Genomic DNA, 20,722 nt, shown 5'->3' on the forward strand with positions numbered 1-20,722 from the left:
CCGCGTGACAGCGCCCCCACCCCCGGCCGGTTCGCTCGCCCCGCCCCGCACCGCCCCGCACCGCCCCGCACCGCCCCGCACCGCCCCGCACCGCCCCGGGACGGTGGCATAGCCCGCGGCCGGCTCGCCTCCACCCCTCCCCCGAGGTAACGACTCTGTTGCCTCGGGGACGTTGTCTATTGACGCCCCCTTCGTCCTCGGCTTACGTTCCTCCCACCCGAATAGGAAACTTTCCTAACAGTGATCTTCCGGGGCTCCGGTGATCAAGACTGGACGCCCCGCCCGGCTCACTGAAAAGCTGGGCGGCTGGAAAGGCAGGTGTCGCACCATGGCAGGAACCGCCGGTACGCCGGGCACCCCGCGCGTCCTGCGCGCCATGAACGACCGCGCCGCCCTCGACCTGCTGCTGGAGCACGGGCCCCTGTCCCGCACCCGGATCGGCAAGCTCACCGGCCTGTCCAAGCCCACCGCCTCGCAGCTGCTGGCCCGCCTGGAGGCGGCCGGACTGGTCCGGGTCACCGGCACCAGCGAGGGCCGGCCCGGCCCCAGCGCCCAGCTGTACGCGGTCAACCCCACCGCCGCGTACGCCGCCGGACTCGACGTCACCCCGGACCGTATCCGCGCCGCGGTCGCCGACGTCACCGGCCGCACGGTCGGCGAGCACGAACTGCCCACCCCCGGCCGCCGCCCGGCACAGCCGGTCGTCCAGCAGGTCACCGACGCTCTCGACGGCGCCGTCAAGGCGGCCGGACTCGCCCGGTCCGACGTGCACCGGCTGGTCATCGGCACACCCGGCGCCTTCGACCCCGGCACCGGCCGCCTGCGCTACGCCTCCCACCTGCCCGGCTGGCACTCCCCCACGCTGCTCGGCGAACTGGCGGCGGCACTGCCGATGCCGGTGGAGTACGAGAACGACGTCAACCTGGTCGCCATAGCCGAACAGCGGCTCGGCGCGGCCCGCGGCCACGCGGACTTCGTGCTGCTGTGGAACGAGGAGGGCCTCGGCGCCGCCCTCGTCCTCGGCGGCCGGCTGCACCGCGGCTGGACCGGCGGCGCCGGCGAGGTCGGTTTCCTGCCGGTGCCGGGCACCCCGCTGGTGCGGCAGGTCACCCGGGCCAACAGCGGCGGCTACCAGGAGCTGGCCGGCGCCCAGGCCGTGCCGGAACTGGCCCGGGAACTCGGTATCGCGGACGTGCCCGCGGGACCGGCCGCCGAGGCCGCCGCCCAGCTCGTGGCCCGCGCCGCCGACCACACCGGCGGCCCCCACCGGGAGCTGCTCCAGACGTACGCCACCCGGCTGGCCACCGGTCTCGCCTCACTCGTCTCCGTCCTCGACCCCGAACTCGTCGTCCTCAGCGGCTCCGCCCTGACGGCCGGCGGCGAGGTGCTGCGCGCCCTCGTCCAGGCCGAACTGGAGGAGCTGGCCGCGGCCCGGCCCCGGCTGGTCGTCGGCGACGTCCGTGAACACCCCGTCCTGCGCGGCGCGCTGGAGACCGCCCTCGCCGCCACCCGCGACGAGGTCTTCGACACCTCGCGCTGAGCCCCGCCGCACCCCCGGTAGCACCCTCTCTTCCGCCCACCCGCCCCTGGGAGACCTCGCCATGCCCGAAGTCATACCGTCGATCGCCCGAAAGACGGCTTTTGCCCTGACCGCGTCGCTGGCCCTGCTCACCACCGCCTGTACCGGCCAGTCCGGCTCCGCCGCCTCGGACGACCCGTCGAAGGACACGACGATCAACTTCTGGCACGCCTGGAGCGCGCCGAACGAGGTGAAGGCGGTCAGGTCGCTGGTCGCCGGCTTCGAGCGGGCCCACCCCAACATCCACGTGAACGTCGTCGGCAACATGACCGACGACAAGGTCAACCAGGCGCTGCGGGCCGGCGGGGACAAGGCCCCGGACGTGATCTCGTCCTTCACCACCAACAACGTGGGCAGGTTCTGCTCCTCGGGCGCGCTGGTGGACCTGAACCCGTTCTTCGAGAAGTCGGGCATCGACCCGGGGACGACGTTCCCGAAGCCCATGAACGAGTACACCCGGTTCGAGGGCAACCGCTGCGCGGTGCCGCTGCTGGGCGACGCGTACGGCCTCTACTACAACAAGACGGCGTTCGCCGAGGCCGGTATCGAGAACCCGCCGAAGACCTGGTCCGAGTTCGCGGCGGACGCCAAGAAGCTGACCATCCCCCGGGGCGACGGCTACCGGCAGCTCGGCTTCATGCCGGACTACCACGGCTGGGAGTCCACGACCGAGCACTACTTCGGGCAGTTCTCGCCGGTCTACTTCGACAAGGACGGCAAGTCGAACATCGCCCGCGACCCCGCGTTCGAGAAGGGCTTCACCCTCCAGAAGAAGCTCGTCGACGAACTCGGCGGATTCCGCAGGCTCGAGAAGTTCCGGGCCACGCTGGGCGACGAGTGGGGCCCCCGGCACCCCTTCCACACCGGCCAGGTCGCCATGCAGCTCGACGGCGAGTGGCGGCTGGGGATGGCCGAGGAGGCCAAGCCGAAGTTCGAGATCGGGGTGGCCCCGCTGCCCGTCCCGGACGACCAGGCCGACCAGTACGGCAAGGGCTACATCACCGGCACCATCGCGGGCATCGCCGCCACCAGCCACAAGCAGAACGCGGCCTGGGAACTGGTGAAGTACATGACCACGGACACGGACGCGGTGGTCGGCTTCGCCAACGACATCCACAACGTGCCCTCCACGTTCGCCGCGCTGAAGTCCCCGAAGCTGAAGTACGACCCGCGGTTCAAGACCTTCCTCGACATCGCCGCCGACCCGCACTCCACCACCACGCCCGCCTCGGTCAACGGCGGTGTGTACCTGGTGACGATCCAGCAGTTCGGCTACGACTACGAGAGCGGCAAGGTCACCGATCTCCGGGCCGGACTGAAGAGGACGGCCGCGCAGATCGACACGGACATCGCGCAGGCCCGCTGATGAGCACCGTCACGCTCGCGTCGAAACGCCGGCGCTCGGCCCTGCGCACGTTCGCCTTCATGTCGCCGTGGCTCATCGGCTTCGCGGTCTTCTTCGCCTACCCGCTGATCTCCACGGTCTACTTCTCCTTCATGCACTACGACGGCTTCCGGCCGCCGACGTGGAGCGGCGGGAAGAACTGGGCCTACGTCTTCGAGCACTACCCGCTGTTCTGGCCCGCGCTGCGCAACACGCTGTGGCTGGTTCTGGTCATGGTGAGCCTGCGGGTGCTCTTCGGCCTCGGTGTCGGTGTGCTCATCACCAGGATCAAGACGGCCACCGGTGTCTTCCGCACCCTGTTCTACCTGCCGTACCTGGCCCCGCCGGTCGCGGCGACCATGGCCTTCGCGTTCCTGCTCAACCCCGGCACGGGCCCGGTCGACTCGGTCCTGGAGAGGCTCGGCGTCCCCGCCCCGGGCTGGTTCAACGACCCCGCCTGGTCCAAGCCGGCCCTGAGCCTGCTGGCGCTGTGGGGCATCGGCGACCTGATGGTGATCTTCATGGCCGCGCTGCTCGACGTGCCCAGGGAGCAGTACGAGGCGGCCGAGCTGGACGGTGCCTCGGCGTGGCAGCGGTTCCGGTTCGTGACCCTGCCGAACATCTCCCCCATCGTGATGTTCGCGGTGGTCACCGGCGTGATCCAGACCATGCAGTACTACACCCAGCCGCTGATCGCCGGGAAGGTCGCCTCCGGGGTGATCCAGGGCGCGGGCACCCAGTTCGAGCCCGGCTACCCGGACAAGTCCACGCTCACCCTCCCCCAGCTCGTCTACAACCTCGGCTTCCAGCGCTTCGACTACGGCTCGGCCTGCGTGGTGGCGCTGGTGCTGTTCGCCCTGTCGACGGCGTTCACCGCGCTGCTGATGCGGCGCCGGGGCGGCCTGATCCAGGCAGGTGACTGACCATGACCCACGTACTGGACCGTCCGGTGAAGCAGGCCCCGCCGGTGCCGGCGGCAAAGCGCACCGCCCGCCGCCGGGCACTGCTGGAGTGGATCGCGGTCCACTCGCTCGGTGTCGCCGCCGCGCTGTTCTTCACGCTCCCCTTCGTCTTCGTCTTCCTGACCTCCCTGATGAGCGACAGCCAGGCCCTGAGCCGGGATCTGGTCCCGCACACCTGGGAGTGGGGCAACTACCGGCAGGTCTTCGCCACACCCGGCTTCCTGACCTGGTGGAAGAACACGCTGATCTACGCCGGACTCGGCACCGTGCTGTCCGTGGCGTCGTCCGTCCCGGTGGCGTACGCGCTGGCCAAGTTCCGCTTCCGGGGCCGCAGTCTGTCGCTCATGCTGGTGATCTCGATGATGATGCTGCCCCCGCAGGTGGTCATCATCCCGATGTACCTGTTCTGGGCGAAGCAGCTCGACCTGTCGGGCACCCTGTGGCCGCTGATCATCCCGATGGCGTTCGGGGACGCCTTCTCCATCTTCCTGCTGCGCCAGTTCCTGATGACGATCCCGAACGAGTACGTCGACGCGGCGAAGGTGGACGGCTGCGGCGACCTGCGGACACTGCTGCGGGTGATCGTGCCGATGGCGAAGCCGGGCATCGCCGCCGTGGCCCTCTTCCAGTTCTTCTACGCCTGGAACGACTACTTCGGCCCGCAGATCTACGCGTCCGAGAACCCCGGTGCCTGGACCCTGAGTTACGGCCTGGAGTCCTTCAAGGGCGCCCACCACACCGACTGGAACCTGACCATGGCCGCGACCGTGCTGGTCATGGCCCCCGTGATCCTCGTGTTCTTCTTCGCGCAGAAGGCGTTCGTGGAAGGCGTCACGCTCACCGGAGTGAAGGGTTAGACCTCATATGAAACTCACCGTGGTCGGCGGAGGCTCGACCTACACCCCCGAACTCGTCGACGGCTTCGCGCGTCTGCGGGACACCCTGCCCGTCGAGGAACTCGTCCTCGTGGACCCGGCCGCCGAACGCCTGGAACTGGTCGGCGGGCTGGCCCGCCGTATCTTCGCCAGGCAGGGCCACCCCGGCCGGATCGTCACCACCGGCGACCTCGACGCGGGTGTCGACGGCGCCGACGCCGTCCTGCTCCAGCTGCGTGTGGGCGGCCAGGCGGCCCGCGAGCAGGACGAGACCTGGCCGCTGGAGTGCGGCTGCATCGGCCAGGAGACCACCGGCGCGGGCGGCCTGGCCAAGGCCCTGCGCACGGTCCCCGTCGTCCTCGACATCGCCGAGCGGGTCCGCCGGGCCAGCCCGCGGGCGTGGATCATCGACTTCACCAACCCGGTCGGCATCGTCACCCGTGCCCTGCTCCAGGCCGGGCACCGGGCGGTCGGCCTGTGCAACGTGGCGATCGGCTTCCAGCGAAAGTTCGCGGGCCTGCTGGGCACGTCCCCGGCGGATGTGCACCTGGCCCATGTGGGCCTGAACCACCTCACCTGGGAGACAGGTGTGCGGCTGGGCGGCCCGGAAGGCGAGAACGTCCTGCCCAAGCTCCTGGCCGAGCACGGAGACGCCATCGCCGACGACCTCCGCCTGCCCCGCCCCCTGCTGGACCGCCTGGGCGTGATCCCGTCCTACTACCTGCGCTACTTCTACGCCCACGACGAGGTCGTGCGCGAACTGGGCACCAAGCCGTCCCGGGCCGCCGAAGTGGCCGCCATGGAGCGGGAGCTGCTGGCGATGTACGGCGACCCGGCCCTGGACGAGAAGCCGGCCCTGCTGGCCAAGCGGGGCGGCGCCTACTACTCGGAGGCGGCCGTGGACCTGGCGGCGGCGCTGCTGGGGAACGGGGGCGGCGGGCCCGCAGGGCTCCCGGCCGAGGACGGCGGCGGGCGGCGGGCGGGCGGGGGCAGCCCCTACCAGGTGGTCAACACGCTCAATCGGGGCACGCTGCCCTTCCTGCCGGACGACGCGGTGATCGAGGTCCAGGCGGCCGTCGGGCCGCAGGGGGCGGTCCCACTGCCGGTCCCGGAGCCGGACCCGCTCTTCGCGGGGCTGATGGCGAACGTGACGGCGTACGAGGACCTGGCCCTGGAGGCGGCCCTGCGCGGCGGCCGGGACCGCGTCTTCCGCGCGCTGCTGGCACACCCCCTGATCGGCCAGTACGCCTACGCCGACACCCTCACCGACCGGCTCGTCGCACACAACAGGGAGCACCTGGCGTGGGCCTGACCGCACAGCCGCCGACGGTTCTCGCCATCGACGCGGGCAACAGCAAGACCGACGTGGCCGTGGTCACCGCCGCCGGCGAGGTCCTGGCCACGGCCCGCGGCGGTGGCTTCCGGCCGCCGGCGGTGGGGGTGCCGGCGGCGCTGGACGCGCTGGCCGAACCGGTCGCACGGGCCTTCGCGGACGCGGGTGTGCCGTCCGTCTCCCACGTGTCGGCGTGCCTGGCCAACGCCGATCTCCCGGTCGAGGAGGAGCGGCTGGCGACGGCCTTGCACGCGCGCGCGTGGGGGGCGTCGGTAGAGGTCCGCAACGACACCTTCGCGATCCTGCGCGCGGGCGTCGCCGAGCCGCGCGGTGTGGCCGTGGTGTGCGGGGCGGGCATCAACTGCGTGGGCATGCGCCCGGACGGCCGTACCGCCCGGTTCCCGGCCATCGGCCGTATCTCCGGTGACTGGGGCGGGGGCTGGGGTCTTGCCGAGGAGGCCCTGTGGCACGCGGCCCGCGCGGAGGACGGCCGCGGCGAGGCGACCTCGCTGGTGCGCACCCTGCCCGCGTACTTCGGCCTGCCGACCATGTACGCGCTCATCGAGGCCCTGCACCTGGGGCACATCGACCACGGCCGCCGGCACGAGCTGGCCCCGGTCCTCTTCGCCACGGCGGAGGAGGGTGACGAGGTGGCCCGCGCGCTCGTCACCCGGCTCGCGCAGGAGATCACGGTGATGGCCACGGTCGCCCTCACCCGCCTGGACCTCCTCGCCGAGGAGACCCCGGTGCTGCTGGGCGGCGGGGTCCTCACGGCCGGCCACACCCGGCTGAACGACACCGTCCGCGCCCTGCTGGCCGACCGCGCCCCCAAGGCCGTCCCGCGCGTCGTCACCGCCGGCCCGGTGCTGGGCGCGGCCCTGCTGGGACTGGACCGGCTGGGGGCCGGGCAGAAGGCCCAGGAGCGGGCGCGCGGTCACTGGGAGGCGCGCCGGCCCGAGTCGTCGCCGGAGGGGAGCCGGGCAACAATGTGAGTGGAGGGGCGGGGCCGTTCCCGGGAGGCGCCATGAGCACATCGGCCGAGCCAAGGGTGTCCGGCCTTGAGGTCCGGTCCATCGACTACGTGCCGCTGGACGAGCGGCACGGGAAACTCTGGCACCTGGGCCCGCTGTGGTTCATGTCCAACGCCCAGATCGCCACCCTCGCGGTCGGCCTGGTCAGCATCACCGAGGGCGGGAACCTCGTCTGGTCGCTGCTGGCCATCGTCTCGGGCACGGTGGTCGGCACGTTCTTCATGGCGTTCCACTCGGCCCAGGGCCCCCAGCTCGGCCTGCCCCAGATGATCCAGTCCCGGCCGCAGTTCGGCTACGTCGGCGCCCTGCTGGTGTGGCTCTTCGCCTACGTGCAGTACGCGGGGTTCAACGTCTTCAACACCAGCCTCGCCGGCGAGGCCCTGCACACCACGCTGCACGGCGGCGTCAAGCTGTGGGTGGTGGTGGTCACCGCGGTGGCACTGGCCGTCGCGCTGGTGGGCTACGACATCATCCACAAGGCCGAGCGGCTGCTGACCTACGCCTTCCTGGTGATCTTCGGGGTCTTCACCGTCGGTGTCCTGGTCACCCTGCACTACCCGGCGGGCTCCTTCGACCTCGGCGCCTTCAAGTGGACGCCCTTCCTGGCCCAGTTCGGTGTGGTCGCGGGCTACCAGATCAGCTGGGCCATCTACGTCTCGGACTACTCCCGCTACCTGCCGCCGGACGTGACCGTCCGCAAGACCTTCTACTGGACCTACTTCGGCTCCGCGCTGGGCGGCGTCTGGCTGATGGTGCTCGGGACGCTGCTGGCCGCCTGGGCCGGCAAGGACTTCGACACCATCCCGTCGATCGACAGCGCCGGCGACAAGGTGTTCGACGGGTTCGGCGCGGTCGTGCTGCTGTTCTCGGCACTGGGCCTGGTGTCGGTGACCGCGCTGAACATGTACGGCGGATCACTGACCCTGATCAGCGCCCTCGACTCCTTCCGCCGGGTGCGGCCGACGCTCGCCGTACGGCTGGTGACCCTGGCGTTCACCGCAGCGCTCTCCCTCGTCGGCGCACTCGCGGCGACCTCGAACTTCCTGGAGAACTTCCAGGACTTCCTGCTGCTGGTGCTCTACCTGTTCATCCCGTGGACCGCGGTGAACCTCATGGACTACTACGTGGTACGCCGCGGGCACTACGCCATCGCCGAGATCTTCAACCCGCACGGGATCTACGGGCGTTGGGGCCTGCACGGTATCGTCGCCTACCTCGTCGGCTTCGCCGTCATGATCCCCTTCTTCTCCGTCGGGACCCTGTACGTCGGTCCCGCCGCCGAGGCGCTCGGCGGCGCCGACATCTCCCTGTTCGTCGGGCTGCCGGTCTCCGCGCTGCTGTACTGGTGGCTGACCCGGTCGATCGACGTGGCGGCCGAGACGCGCCTGGCCGAGGCGGAGGCGGCGGAGCTGGAGAAGGCCGCGCACGCGCACCGGGAGCCCTGAGCCCCCGCGCCCGCGGGGCCGCTCCCGGCGCGGTCGGCGCCCCGGGGAACCGAACACACGCACCCGGCGTGTTCACGGACGGCGCACACTGCGATCCGATCAAGATCCAGTGAAGGCCGGTGCGGATCGCCGGCCGGGGCGGGGATACTTGGCGGCGAACGGATGACCATGGGGGAGGTCGAGTGACACACCCGCCGCAGAGCAGCGCGCCGCCGCCGGCCGCGCCGCCCGCGCGCCGGAGCGCCTTCGCCGAGGGCGCGGAGCGGGTGCGGGCCGCCGCGATGACCGAGCCGGGCAGGCTGCGGATCATCGGGGCCGTCCTGGCCGTGGTGGTCGTCGCGTTCGGGGCGGTCACCGTCTGGCAGGCCGGCGCACGCTCGGCCGCCGCCGACGACGTGCTGCGCCGCAGCCAGCCGCTCAGCTCCGGCGCGGCCGGCATCTACCGGTCGCTGGCCGACGCCAACACCGCCGCCTCCAGCGGGTTCCTGGCGGGGGGCCAGGAGAACGCCGGCTCCCGCGACCGGTACGAGAAGGACATACGCACGGCGGCCGCCGGGCTCGTCACGGCCGCCGCCAACGCCGAGCCCGGCTCGGCCTCCGAGGCGACCATCTCCCGCCTGAACCGGCTGCTGCCGGAGTACAAGGGGCTCATCGAACGGGCCCGGACGTACAACCGGCAGGGCTACCCGGTGGGCGGCGCCTACCTGCGGTACGCCAACGAGAAGATGCAGAAGGACATGCTGCCGGCGGCGGAGGCGCTCTACACCACGGAGAACCGCCGGCTCGACGCCGACTACGGCGACGCGCGGCCGTACCCGTGGGCCGCGATCGCGCTCGGCGTGCTCGCCCTGGCCGCGCTCGGCCTGGCCCAGCACCGGATGTACCGGCGCACCAACCGCGTCCTCAACCACGGCCTGGTCGCCGCCTCCGCCGCGACCGCCGCCGCCCTGCTGTGGCTGGTCGTGGGCCACGCCCTCGCCCGGTCCGGGCTCGACGGCTCCTACGACCACGGGATCCGCTCGCTCAACGTGCTGCACGACGCCCGCATCGCCTCCCTGAAGGCCCGCGGCAACGAGAACCTGAGCCTGGTGTCGCGCGGCGCGGAGACCGTCACGGTCGACGGCACGGCGTACGACGCCTACTACTACGACTTCGACAAGGACATGACCGTGCTCGGCACGCGGCTGTCCCAGGCCGCCGGGCTCGCCGACGACCGGGGAGGCACCACCCCGGTCAAGGCGGCCGAGGGGAACATGGCGGTGTGGAAGCAGCGCCACGCCTCGGCCCGCACCGAGGACGAGAACGGCAACTACCAGCAGGCCCTGGACGAGGTGATCGGCCCCGAGGGCGCGACCGGCGAGTGCTTCGACGGCGTCGACCGCAACCTCGCCCTCGCCATCGACCACGAGCAGGACGAGTTCCGGCAGGCGGCCCGGGACGGCCGGGACGCCATGACCGGCCTGCCGGTGGGCGTCGCCGTCCTCGCGGTGCTGGGCGCGGCCGGCGCCGTCGCCGGCATAGGACGCAGACTTTCGGAGTACCGGTGACAGGGGGCAAGGCGATGGACGGGAGCCGTGCGCGGCCCTCCCTGCGGGGCTGGGGCGGGGTCGCCGGCATGGCGGTGCTGTGCGCGCTGGCGCTCGCGTTCGCCCTGCTGCTGCCGTGCACCCAGAAGGCACCGGACGCCCCGCTGCGGGCCGGGCAGAAGGCCGCCACCGGCACCCAGGCCCGCGCCGGCGGGTGCACGGACGCCGCGGCGCACCGGCAGACCCTCGCCCCGTCCGGGGCCGACGGGCCGACGATCGAGGCCATCAAGGCCCGTACGGGCGCCAAGCGCAAGCTGGTGGTCGGCGTCGACCAGAACAGCTACCACTGGGGCTACCGCAACCCGAACACCGAGGGCGCCCAGCTGGAGGGCTTCGACATCGACCTGGCGCACCGGATCGCGCAGGACATCCTCGGCGACCCGGACGCCGTGCAGTTCAAGGCGATCCCGACCAGCCAGCGCATCCCCGCGATCCAGGACGGACGGGTCGACATGGTCGTACGGACCATGACGATCACCTGTGAGCGGCTGCGCCAGGTCGCCTTCTCCGCGCCCTACTTCAAGACCGGCCAGCAGGTCCTCGCGCCCAAGTCGTCCACGGTGACCGGCTACAACACCTCGCTGGCGCACAAGAGGGTCTGCACGGCGGCCGGTTCGACCGCTCACGCCAAGCTGGACGCCGACCGCAAGGCGGGCCGGCTGCCCGCCTCCACGGACATCTCCGCCACCGTCCCGAACCAGCTGGACTGCCTGGTCCGGCTACAACTCGGCGAGGTGGACGCGGTGGTGACCGACGGCGCGCTCGCCGCGAGCCAGGCCGCCCAGGACCCGACCGTCGAACTGAAGGGCGAGGCGTTCACGGAGGAGTACTACGGCGTGGCGATGAAGGAGGACGCCGACGATCTGGTACGCCGGGTCAACCGCGTCCTGGTGGACTACTCGGCGCACGGCTGGCAGACGTCGTACGACAGGTGGCTGTCGGCGACACTGGGCACGGACGCGTCAGCGGCGAAGCCGCCCGCGCCGCAGTACCTGCGCAGCAGTTGAGCCGCACCCGACCGCAACACACAGCAAGCGAGAGGTGATCGATGGGCGTCACGGACCCCGCCGGGCCGGTGATGGACCGGGACGAGGTGGACCGTGCGCTGGCGCGGCTCGGCCAGGAGCACGAGGCGATCGAGACCTCGCTGCTGGCCCTCCAGGACCATGCGGGCCGCAGGCTCCTCGAAGGGGCCGACCTGGCCGGCGTCACCGAGGAGCGCTGGCAGGCCGCGGAGGACCGGATCACCCTGCTGTGGACGTACTTCGACGCCTACACGGCCGCGCTGCGCTCCGCCCGGGAGATCCGCGCCCGGCGCCGCTGGTCCAGCCGCGAGGACCTGGCGGAGCTGACCGGGCTGCTGCGCGGCGAGTCCGTGACCGTCACCGGAAGCGCCGTCGGCAGGCTGAGCGAGTCGTTCACGCTGCCCGCGCTGGTGGACCGGATGAACGAGCTGTACGCGACGAGCCTGGACGTGATCGTCGCCGCCGACGCGGTGTGGTCGGCGCTGCCCGCGCGGATCGATCTGCTCGCCGCGGAACTGAAGCGCACCCGGGGGCTCGCGCACTCCGTGGGGGTGCGCCCCGGCGAGCATCCGGCCGGGGACGACCTGGAACGGATCACGCGCACGCTGACCCGGCTGCGCGAGGACGTCGTCGCCGACCCGCTCGCCTTCTGGGTGCCGGCCAAGGGCAGTTCGGCGCCCGGCGGCGGGCGCCCGGACACGACGGTGTACGACCGTGAGGCGCGCGCCCTGGAGGACGTGCGGCGGGAGATCGACGCCGTGCTGACGGTCCGCCAGGACGCGGAGGCGCGCCTGATCCGGCTGCGGGACGTCCTCTCGCGCGCGGACCGCACCCTCGCCGAGGCCCGCACCGCGCGCGGCGAGGTGCTGGCGAAGATCGCCGCCACCGAGGTGCCGGTGGTGAGCGGCCCGCCTACCGCGCTGCAGGAACAGCTGGCGGCCGCCGCCGAGTACCGCAGGCAGGCCCAGTGGCACCGGCTCTCCCCGCTGCTGGAGTCCCTGGAGCGGAAGGCGGAGGACGAACTGCTGCGCGCGCGGGAGTCGCTGACCGCGGTCACGGCGCCGCTCGCCGTGCGCGCCGAGCTGCGCGGCCGGCTCGACGCCTACAAGGCGAAGACCGCCCGGCACGGCCTGGCCGAGGACCCGCTGCTCGTCGAGCGCTACGACGCGGCCCGCCGCATGCTGTGGAGCGCGCCCTGCGACCTGCGGGTGGCCGAACAGGCCGTGCTGCGCTACCAGCGGGCGGCGGCGGAAGCGCTCGGCGGCGCGAGCGCGCCCCAGGACCGTGAGGGGGACCAGTCATGAGTCAGCCGGGGCAGACCTGCCAGCGGCCGGGCTGCGGGGGCCGTTACGAGGACGTCGGCGGGGGCGAGCTGTACTGCGACACGTGCGGTCTCGCGCCGGTCGTCTCCGCGAGCGGGATGGTCGGCTCGCCCCCCACGGGTGTCGCCAAGGGGGCGGTGGGCGACGGCGGTTCGGGCCGGTCCGGGAGTGCCCGTACCTCGTCGCAGTCGTCGAGGTCGCGCCGCTCGGTGTCCGGGCGGCTGTCCCGGTCGGTGTCGGGGAAGTCCACGGGCCGCTCGGTGTCGGTGCGCAGCTCGGGGTCCGCGTCCGGCACCTCCGCGCGCGGCCGGCTGGGCGTCGGGCTGGTCTCGGTGCCGCAGGTGCCGCGCCCCGATCCGCGCGCGATGGTGCTCCGGAACCCGGAGGTGCCCGAGCGCAAGCGGTTCTGCTCGCGGTCGGACTGCGGGGCGCCGGTCGGCCGGGCCCGGGGTGACCGGCCGGGCCGCACGGAGGGTTTCTGCACCAAGTGCGGACACCCGTACTCCTTCGTCCCCAAGCTGAAGGCCGCGGACATCGTGCACGGCCAGTACGAGGTCGTGGGCTGTCTCGCGCACGGCGGCCTCGGCTGGGTCTACCTCGCCGTGGACCGCGCCGTCTCCGACCGGTGGGTGGTGCTCAAGGGCCTGCTGGACACCGGAGACCAGGACGCGATGGCCGCGGCGATCTCCGAGCGGCGCTTCCTCGCCGAGATCGAGCACGCCAACATCGTGCGGATCTACAACTTCGTGGAACACCTGGACCAGCGCACCGGCTCCCTCGACGGCTACATCGTCATGGAGTACGTCGGCGGCAAGTCCCTGAAGGAGATCGCCAACGCCCGCCGTGCACCCGACGGCCGGCGCGACCCGCTGCCGGTGGAACAGGCGTGCGCGTACGGCATCGAGGCCCTGGAGGCGCTCGGCCATCTGCACAGCCGCAACCTGTTGTACTGCGACTTCAAGGTCGACAACGCCATCCAGACCGAGGACCAGCTCAAGCTGATCGACATGGGCGCCGTCCGCAGGATGGACGACGAGGAGTCGGCGATCTACGGCACCGTCGGCTACCAGGCGCCGGAGGTGGCCGAGATCGGCCCGTCGGTGGCCAGCGACCTGTACACGGTGGGCCGCACCCTGGCGGTGCTCGCCTTCGACTTCCAGGGCTACACCACCGTCTACGCCGACTCCCTGCCCGACCCCGACACCATCGAGGTCTTCCGCCGCTACGAGTCGTTCTACCGGCTGCTCGTGCGCGCCACCGACCCCGACCCGGCCCGCCGGTTCGCCTCCGCGCAGGAGATGGCCGAGCAGCTGACCGGCGTGCTGCGGGAGGTCGTCTCCCTGCAGACCGGCCAGGCCCGGCCCGCGCTGTCGACGCTGTTCGGACCGGAGGTGAAGGTCACGGACACGGAGCTGTTCCCGCTCCCGGCCGCCGAGGTGTCCCGGCTGGGGTTCCGGCCGGCGCGCCGGGGCGGCCGGGTCCCCGGCCCGTCCCCCGCCCCGCCGGCCCTGGTCAAGTCCGTCGACACGCCCGTGGCGGCGCTCGCCCTGCCGGTCCCGCTGGTCGACCCGGCCGACCCCGGCGCCGGCTTCCTGGCGGGCCTGATGGCCTCGGCTCCGGCAGAGCTGATGAGCGCGCTGGCCGCGGCGCCCGCGCAGACCGTGGAGACCCGGCTGCGGCAGGTCCGCGCCCGGCTGGAGAGCGGCGACCACCACGGCGCGCTGACCGGTCTGGCCGCACTGGAACGGGAACGGCCCGACGACTGGCGGGTGGTCTGGTACCGGGGCGTGGCCGCCCTGGTCACGGGCGACTTCGAGGGCGCCGCGCTCGCCTTCGACGCGGTCTACGACGCCTTTCCCGGCGAGGCCGCGCCCAAGCTCGCGCTCGGCCTGTGCGCCGAGGTGCTCGGCCAGCTGGACAACGCGGCCGAGTACTACCGCCTGGTGTGGACGACCGATCCGAGCTTCGTCGGCGCCGCCTTCGGGCTGGCCCGGGTGCGGCTCGCGGCCGGGGACCGCGCCGGTGCGGTGTCGACTCTGGAGTCGGTGCCGGAGTCCTCCATCCACTACACGGCCGCCCGGGTCGCCGCCGTCCGGGCCCGCATCGGGCACCGCACGGCGGCCCCGGGTGACGTACCGTTCCTGGACGACCTGACGGCCGCCGCCGGTCAGGTCGAGGCACTCCAGGCCTACGGCCTGGACCCGGCCCGGCGCGAACGGCTGTCGGCGGAGGTGCTCGGCTGCGCCCTGGACTGGATACTCTCCGGGGGTCAGGGCGCCGGGTCCGCCGCCGGAGGCCGGACGCTGCTGGGCAGCGGTCTGGACGAGCGGGCACTGCGCTTCGGCCTGGAGCGCGCCTACCGCACGCTGGCCCGGCTGGCGCCCGGCGGCGAAGAGAGGATCGAGCTGGTGGAACGGGCCAACCGTTACCGCCCCCGGACGTGGGTGTAAGTCGATGTCGCAGATGCCCCGGCAGGCCGCACTGCCGAAGTGCCCCAACTGCGCGGAGCCCGTGGAGCCGGGCGACCTGTTCTGTGGGGCGTGCGGACAGGACCTGTCGGTGGCGAGTGCGCCGCCGCAGGACCATCCGACGCTCGCCATGACCGGCCCCGGCACGCCCGGGGACGGTGTGGACTGGCCCGCGCCCGAACCGCCCGGCTCCGGCTCCGGCTCCCCTCCCCCGGCACATCTGCCGACGGACCTGCCGGGCACCGACTCGGGCGAAACACCGCTGCCCGGTCACCAGCCCGCCCCCGAACGGTCCGACGGCGCCGGGGTGCGGTTCGACCGGCCCGCGGAGCCCGACGAGTACCCGCTGCAGGCACCGGACCCCCGGCTGGCCGCCGGTACCGCCGCCCCGGGCGAGCCCGCCCAGGTGTGCGTGGCCTGCCGGGCGGGCCGGGTGGACGACGACGGCTACTGCGAGAACTGCGGGCACGCCCAGCCGCGCGAACGCGACCACGTCGAGCGGGAGACGGGCCCGCTCGCCGCCGTCAGCGACCGCGGGCTGCGCCACCACCGCAACGAGGACGCCTTCGCCGTCGGCCACACCGCGCTGCCCGACGGCACCCCGGCGCTCATGGCGATCGTCTGCGACGGCGTGTCCTCCGCGACCCGCCCCGACGACGCCTCCCTGGCCGCCTCCCGGGTGGCCGGTGACACCCTGCTGGCAGCGCTGCCGCGCGGCACCCACCCGCAGGCGGCGATGCACGAGGCGATCGTCGCCGCCGCGCAGGCCGTCAACGCGCTCGCCGAGGAACCCGCCACGGCCCGCGAGCACGCCCCGCACCAGAACGCGCCCGCCTGCACGATCGTCGGCGCGGTGGTCACCTCCGGACTGCTGGTCGTCGGCTGGGTCGGCGACAGCCGCGCCTACTGGGTGCCCACCGACCGCGACGCGCCGCCCGCCCGGCTGACCGAGGACGACTCCTGGGCCGCGCAGATGGTCGCCGCGGGCCTGATGAGCGAGGCAGAGGCGTACGCCGACGAGCGCGCCCACGCCATCACCGGCTGGCTCGGCGCGGACGCCTACGAACTGGAGCCGCACACCGCGTCCTTCAAGCCCGACCGCCCCGGCACGGTGGTGGTGTGCACCGACGGACTGTGGAACTACGCCGAGACGGCCGGGGAGATGTCCGAGATCGTCCCGCCGGACGCGGCGGCCCGTCCGCTGCACTGCGCCCGGGTGCTGGTCGGCCACGCCCTGGACGGCGGGGGCCACGACAACGTAACAGTGGCGGTCGTGCCGTTCCCGGTACCGCCGCAGGGGGCAGGATCGGCCTGAGGGCCGTCCAGGACGGGAAGACGGCACGGGGAAGCCGCGGCGGACCGGAGGGGACCGGTCCGCTCACAGTCAGCGCCTCGCGTCAGCGGGGTGTCCGAGGGGGATGCGATCAAGCATGGCCAATTTCGCGAAGTCGAACGTGCCGCGGTTCTCGGTGGACGTCTACCAGAACGAGTACCTGCCCGAGGGCGGCAGCGAGGTCAACGCCATCGTCACGGTGACCGCGACCGGCGGCGGCACCATCGGCAGCACGGTCGCCGCGCCCGCGTACCCGCAGGGGCAGCGGCCCTCCGCCGCGGTGGTGATCATGGTCGACTGCTCCGGCTCCATGGACTACCCGCCGACCAAGATGCGCAACGCCCGGGACGCCACGGCCGCCGCGATCGACACCCTGCGCGACGGCACCCACTTCGCGGTGATCGACGGCACGCACGTCGCCAGGGAGGTCTATCCGGGTGGCGGGCGGCTCGCGGTCGCCGACGCCACCACCCGCGAGCAGGCCCGGTCCGCCCTGCGCCGGCTGAGCGCGGGCGGCGGTACGGCGATCGGCACCTGGCTGCGGCTCGCCGACCGGCTGCTGTCCGCGGCGGACGTCACCATCCGGCACGGCATCCTGCTCACCGACGGCCGCAACGAGCACGAGTCACCGCAGGATCTGCGGGCCGCGCTGGACGCCTGCGCCGGCCGGTTCACCTGTGACGCGCGGGGCGTCGGCACCGACTGGGAAGTGAAAGAAGTCACAGGGATCGCCTCCGCGTTGCTCGGCACCGCCGACATCGTGGCCGATCCGTCGGGCCTCGCCGCCGACTTCACGCGGATGATGGAGACGGCCATGGGCAAGGAGGTCGCCGACGTCGCCCTGCGGGTGTGGACGCCGGTCGGCACGACGATCCGGTTCGTCAAGCAAGTCGCGCCCAGCGTCGTGGACTTGACCGCCCGCCGCACCGAGGCGGGGCCGCGGGCCGGGGACTACCCGACCGGGTCCTGGGGCGACGAGTCCCGGGACTACCACCTGTGCGTGACGGTCCCGCCGGCCGGCCTCGGCCAGGAGATGCTCGCCGCGCGCGTCTCCCTCGTCGTCCCCCCGGCCGGGGGCGCCGCGGGAGAGCCGGCACAGCCCCTGGGCGCCCAGGGGCTCGTCCGGGCCGTGTGGACGGACGACATGACCGCCTCCACCTCGCTCAGCCCCCAAGTCGCCCATTACACCGGGCAGGCCGAACTGGCACAGGCCATCCAGCAAGGCATCGATCTTCGCAAAGCGGGCGATTTCGATGGAGCAACGGCCAAACTGGGGCGCGCGGTTCAGCTCGCGAGCGCCTCGGGGAACGCGGATACTGCGAAACTGCTTGCGAAGGTGGTGGACGTCGTCGACGCCGCGACAGGTACTGTGCGGTTGAAGACGAGGGTCGCGGAGGCGGACGAGATGACTCTGGAGACCCGGTCCACCAAGACTGTTCGTGTGAAGAAGTGACCTCTGGAAGCGACCCGAGCGATCCAGACCGACCCTTAGGAGAAGGGGAAGCACCGACATGCCGACCTGCCCGAACGGACACCAGTCGGGTTCCGACGACTGGTGCGAGGTCTGCGGTCACCGCATGGCCGGTGCCGTACCTCCGCCCCCGCCGCCCCCGCCCGCCGGCGGTTACGGCTTCCCGCCGCCCGCCGGCCCGAGCGGTCCCGGCGGCCAGGCCCAGGGGCGCCCGCACCCGGGCGGCCGGCCGGAACCGGAGCTGTGCCCGCAGTGCCGTACGCCCCGCGAGGGCGGCGCGCCGTTCTGCGAGGAGTGCCGGTGGAACTTCCTGACCAACACGGCGACGTCGTACACGCCGGCCGCCCCGCGTCCGCCGCAGCCGCGGTTCCAGCCGCCGAGCGCGACGTACGGCGGCGGTGATCCGTACGAGTACCAGGGCTCGCGGCCCTCGCAGGTGAACCGGCCCGCCGAGCCGATCCCGTCCTTCGGCAGCGAGCCCTCGGGGCCGACGCCGTTCGGCGGTGACCGCGCTCCGTCCGGCCCGCCGACCTCCCCCGGCCCCTCGGGCCGGCCTCCGTTCGGCAACGGCAACCAGCGCCCGCAGGGGCCCCCACCGGGCTTCGGCCAGGGCCCGGGCCAGGGCCAGGGCCAGAATCAGGGACCGGGTCACCAGGGTCAGGGCCCGGGTCAGGGCCCGGGGGCCGGTGGCCCGTCGGGTCCGTCCGGCCCGTCCGGTTTCGGTGCCGGTCCGGGGCAGGGTCCCGGTGCCGGCGCTCCCTCGGGTCCCCCCGGCTTCGGCGGCGGCCCGGGTCAGGGTCCCGGTGGCCCCGGCGGTCCCGGTGGCCCCGGTGGATTCGGCGGCAGTCAGGGCCAGGGCCCCGGCGGCCCGTCCGGTCCCTCCGGCTTCGGCGGCGGCCCGGGTCAGGACCCCGGCGCTCCCGGTGGATTCGGCGGCGGTCAGGGACGCGGTCCCGGCGGTTCGTCCGGGTTCGGTGGCGGCCCGGGTCAGGGTCCCGGCGGTCCCGGTGGTCCCGGTGGATTCGGCGGCGGTCAGGGCCAGGGCCCCGGCGGCCCGTCCGGCCCGTCCGGTCCCTCCGGTCCCTCCGGCCCTTCCGGTTTCGGTGGCGGTCCGGGGCAGGGCCCCGGTGCCGGCGGCCCCTCGGGTCCCTCCGGCTTCGGCGGCGACCCCTCCCGTCCGGTGCCGCCGCCCGGCGCTCCCGGCGCTCCCGGCGGTGCCCCGCAGGCGTTCCAGCAGTCCGGGACGTCGGCGCCCGCGTTCCCGCAGGAGACCGGCCGGCCCCCGGCCGGCGGCCCGCCCTCCGGCGGTCCCTCCTTCGGCGGTGGCGACGACGACTGGGTGCTCTCCCCGCCGTCGTCCTCGGGACCGGCCGGACCGGGTCAGGGCCAGGGCCCCGGCGGTCAGGGCGGTTACGGCTACCCGCACCCCGGCGCCGGCCAGGCGCCCGGCCCCGGCGGCTTCCCCCAGGCACCCCAGCGGACCACGTGGACCGCGACCATCGGCCCGGACCGCGAGTACTTCATGGCGATGATGCACCGCTCCGGCCCGGAGGCGGCGGGCCTGAACCTGCCCGCGTACTCCCCGGAGCAGCAGCGCACCCTCACCGGCAACCAGATCTCCATCGGGCGCCGCCGGCACTCCACCGGCGACACCCCCGACATCGATCTGTCGGTGCCGCCGGAGGACCCGGGTGTCTCGCACCAGCACGCGGTGCTGGTGCAGCAGCCGGACGGCAGCTGGGCGGTCGTCGACCAGAACTCGACGAACGGGACCACGGTCAACCTGTCGGAGGAGCCGATCCAGCCGTTCGTGCCGGTCCCGCTCCAGGACGGCGACCGGGTGCACGTGGGCGCCTGGACGACGATCACCGTCCGCCGGGGCTGACCGCGGGGCCCCGCCGGAACCGGAACACGGTCAGGGCATGGGCCAGGCGTACGGCCCGGCCGGGTCGTCCAGCCATGCCCAGGCGTGCTCGCCGCCGACCGTGACGCCGTACCGTCCGCGGTCCGGCTCGCCCTCGCGCTGCCACAGCGCGTACGCCTCCCGCGGGTCCAGGGTGCCGCGGGTCAGCGCGAGCAGGAAGTGGAACGGCTCCTGCTCGCGGGCCCGGCCCGGCAGCCCGGCCGGACAGACGGCCTCGGGCCGCTCCCTGCGTTCGCCGCGCAGCGGCACGAAGTAGGCGGCCGTGGGCAGGAAGCGGCCCTCCGCATGCTCCGCGTCCCGCACGGTCAGCGCGAGCAGGCCGGTGGCGAGCGGGGTGAGGACGCGGGCGCCGGGGCGGCACTGGGCGAGCCAGGCGCGCGGCACGGTGCGCAGCTCGCAGGTGGCGATGATCCGGTCGAAGGGGGCGCGTTCGGGCGCCCCGCGCGCGCCGTCGCCGGTGACCACGGCCGGGCGGTGGCCGGCCGCCGCGAGGTGGCGCCGGGCGGACTCGGTGATCTCCGGTTCCAGGTCGACGGTGGTGACGAGGTCGTCGTCGCCTAGCCGGTGGGCGAGCAGGGCCGCGTTGTAACCGGTGCCGGCGCCCACCTCCAGGACCCGGTCGCCGTCCTCGATCCGCAGGGCGACCAGCATCCGTGCCATCAGGGAGGGCTGGCTGCTGGAGGAGAGCAGTTCGCCGTCGCGCAGCCGGGTGGCCAGCGGTACGTCGGCGTAGGCACCGCGCACCCAGCGTTCCCGGGCCACCGGGTCGTGGCTCTCGCCCCAGCGGCGTTCGTAGCCGCGGGGCCCGGCGACGTAGTAGTAGGGCACGAACAGGTGCCGGGGCACCGTCGCGAACGCCTCCCGCCACACCGGGTCCTCGGCCCAGGCCCCCTCTGCGTCGATCTCCCGCACCAGCGCGGCCCGCGCTGCGGCGGCGAGCCCCTCGGTCTCGGTGTCGTAGACGCCCATGGTGTCCACAGTAGG

General features: G+C 73.4%; 15 protein-coding genes. 14 read left to right on the plus strand and 1 reads right to left on the minus strand.

The features are described from left to right. Positions 1-328: 328 nt before the first annotated feature. The 14 genes from GT045_RS05675 (at position 329) to GT045_RS05740 (ending at position 19,699) form a co-directional block, all read left to right on the plus strand. Positions 329-1,540 carry an ROK family transcriptional regulator gene (locus GT045_RS05675; RefSeq protein WP_161297648.1) on the plus strand — a complete coding sequence of 404 codons (1,212 nt, stop codon included), beginning with the start codon at positions 329-331 and terminating at the stop codon, positions 1,538-1,540. 61 nt (positions 1,541-1,601) lie between these two features. Then, on the plus strand, positions 1,602-2,945 hold the full coding sequence (locus tag GT045_RS05680; RefSeq protein WP_202516506.1) for an ABC transporter substrate-binding protein: 1,344 nt from the start codon (positions 1,602-1,604) through the stop codon (positions 2,943-2,945). Further along, complete coding sequence (locus GT045_RS05685) at positions 2,945-3,886, plus strand: sugar ABC transporter permease (RefSeq protein WP_161333474.1); 942 nt, start codon at positions 2,945-2,947, stop codon at positions 3,884-3,886. Before GT045_RS05680 ends, GT045_RS05685 begins: the two co-directional genes overlap by 1 nt. Positions 3,887-3,888: 2 nt before the next feature. After that, a complete protein-coding gene (locus tag GT045_RS05690) occupies positions 3,889-4,782 on the plus strand; it encodes a carbohydrate ABC transporter permease (RefSeq protein WP_161297650.1) in 894 nt (297 codons plus the stop codon). A gap of 7 nt (positions 4,783-4,789) precedes the next feature. Then, on the plus strand, positions 4,790-6,112 hold the full coding sequence (locus GT045_RS05695; protein WP_161333475.1) for a 6-phospho-beta-glucosidase: 1,323 nt from the start codon (positions 4,790-4,792) through the stop codon (positions 6,110-6,112). After that, positions 6,103-7,125: a BadF/BadG/BcrA/BcrD ATPase family protein gene (locus GT045_RS05700; RefSeq protein WP_161333476.1), complete on the plus strand. Its 1,023-nt coding sequence runs from the start codon at positions 6,103-6,105 to the stop codon at positions 7,123-7,125. Before GT045_RS05695 ends, GT045_RS05700 begins: the two co-directional genes overlap by 10 nt. 32 nt (positions 7,126-7,157) lie before the next feature. Beyond that, positions 7,158-8,609, plus strand: coding sequence for a cytosine permease (locus tag GT045_RS05705; RefSeq protein ID WP_202515495.1), 1,452 nt, complete (start codon positions 7,158-7,160; stop codon positions 8,607-8,609). 182 nt (positions 8,610-8,791) lie between these two features. Further along, a complete protein-coding gene (locus tag GT045_RS05710) occupies positions 8,792-10,156 on the plus strand; it encodes a hypothetical protein (RefSeq protein WP_345942553.1) in 1,365 nt (454 codons plus the stop codon). 14 nt (positions 10,157-10,170) lie between these two features. Further along, positions 10,171-11,202 carry a glutamate ABC transporter substrate-binding protein gene (locus tag GT045_RS05715; protein ID WP_161288030.1) on the plus strand — a complete coding sequence of 344 codons (1,032 nt, stop codon included), beginning with the start codon at positions 10,171-10,173 and terminating at the stop codon, positions 11,200-11,202. A gap of 41 nt (positions 11,203-11,243) precedes the next feature. Next, positions 11,244-12,524 carry a hypothetical protein gene (locus GT045_RS05720; protein WP_161288023.1) on the plus strand — a complete coding sequence of 427 codons (1,281 nt, stop codon included), beginning with the start codon at positions 11,244-11,246 and terminating at the stop codon, positions 12,522-12,524. Beyond that, on the plus strand, positions 12,521-14,992 hold the full coding sequence (locus GT045_RS05725) for a serine/threonine-protein kinase (protein WP_161333477.1): 2,472 nt from the start codon (positions 12,521-12,523) through the stop codon (positions 14,990-14,992). Before GT045_RS05720 ends, GT045_RS05725 begins: the two co-directional genes overlap by 4 nt. Positions 14,993-14,996: 4 nt before the next feature. After that, positions 14,997-16,325 carry a PP2C family serine/threonine-protein phosphatase gene (locus GT045_RS05730; protein WP_161333478.1) on the plus strand — a complete coding sequence of 443 codons (1,329 nt, stop codon included), beginning with the start codon at positions 14,997-14,999 and terminating at the stop codon, positions 16,323-16,325. A gap of 115 nt (positions 16,326-16,440) precedes the next feature. Beyond that, entirely contained in the window at positions 16,441-17,796 is a 1,356-nt protein-coding gene (locus GT045_RS05735; RefSeq protein WP_161333479.1) for a VWA domain-containing protein, read from the plus strand. Positions 17,797-17,854: 58 nt separating this feature from the next. Beyond that, a complete protein-coding gene (locus tag GT045_RS05740; RefSeq protein WP_161333480.1) occupies positions 17,855-19,699 on the plus strand; it encodes an FHA domain-containing protein in 1,845 nt (614 codons plus the stop codon). A gap of 30 nt (positions 19,700-19,729) precedes the next feature. Here GT045_RS05740 and GT045_RS05745 read toward each other — a convergent pair whose 3' ends face one another. Beyond that, entirely contained in the window at positions 19,730-20,707 is a 978-nt protein-coding gene (locus GT045_RS05745; protein WP_161288912.1) for a methyltransferase domain-containing protein, read from the minus strand. Positions 20,708-20,722: the final 15 nt, after the last annotated feature.

This window comes from Streptomyces sp. SID486, from assembly GCF_009865385.1.
Classification (GTDB): Bacteria; Actinomycetota; Actinomycetes; order Streptomycetales; family Streptomycetaceae; genus Streptomyces.

Coding starts and splice junctions, on each gene's coding strand:
- GT045_RS05675 (WP_161297648.1), top strand. CDS start 329: ATGGCAGGAACCGCCGGTACGCCGGGCACCCCGCGCGTCCTGCGCGCC.
- GT045_RS05685 (WP_161333474.1), top strand. CDS start 2,945: ATGAGCACCGTCACGCTCGCGTCGAAACGCCGGCGCTCGGCCCTGCGC.
- GT045_RS05690 (WP_161297650.1), top strand. CDS start 3,889: ATGACCCACGTACTGGACCGTCCGGTGAAGCAGGCCCCGCCGGTGCCG.
- GT045_RS05695 (WP_161333475.1), top strand. CDS start 4,790: ATGAAACTCACCGTGGTCGGCGGAGGCTCGACCTACACCCCCGAACTC.
- GT045_RS05740 (WP_161333480.1), top strand. CDS start 17,855: ATGCCGACCTGCCCGAACGGACACCAGTCGGGTTCCGACGACTGGTGC.
- GT045_RS05745 (WP_161288912.1), bottom strand. CDS start 20,707: ATGGGCGTCTACGACACCGAGACCGAGGGGCTCGCCGCCGCAGCGCGG.
- GT045_RS05725 (WP_161333477.1), top strand. CDS start 12,521: ATGAGTCAGCCGGGGCAGACCTGCCAGCGGCCGGGCTGCGGGGGCCGT.
- GT045_RS05735 (WP_161333479.1), top strand. CDS start 16,441: ATGGCCAATTTCGCGAAGTCGAACGTGCCGCGGTTCTCGGTGGACGTC.
- GT045_RS05720 (WP_161288023.1), top strand. CDS start 11,244: ATGGGCGTCACGGACCCCGCCGGGCCGGTGATGGACCGGGACGAGGTG.
- GT045_RS05680 (WP_202516506.1), top strand. CDS start 1,602: ATGCCCGAAGTCATACCGTCGATCGCCCGAAAGACGGCTTTTGCCCTG.
- GT045_RS05705 (WP_202515495.1), top strand. CDS start 7,158: ATGAGCACATCGGCCGAGCCAAGGGTGTCCGGCCTTGAGGTCCGGTCC.
- GT045_RS05715 (WP_161288030.1), top strand. CDS start 10,171: ATGGACGGGAGCCGTGCGCGGCCCTCCCTGCGGGGCTGGGGCGGGGTC.
- GT045_RS05730 (WP_161333478.1), top strand. CDS start 14,997: ATGTCGCAGATGCCCCGGCAGGCCGCACTGCCGAAGTGCCCCAACTGC.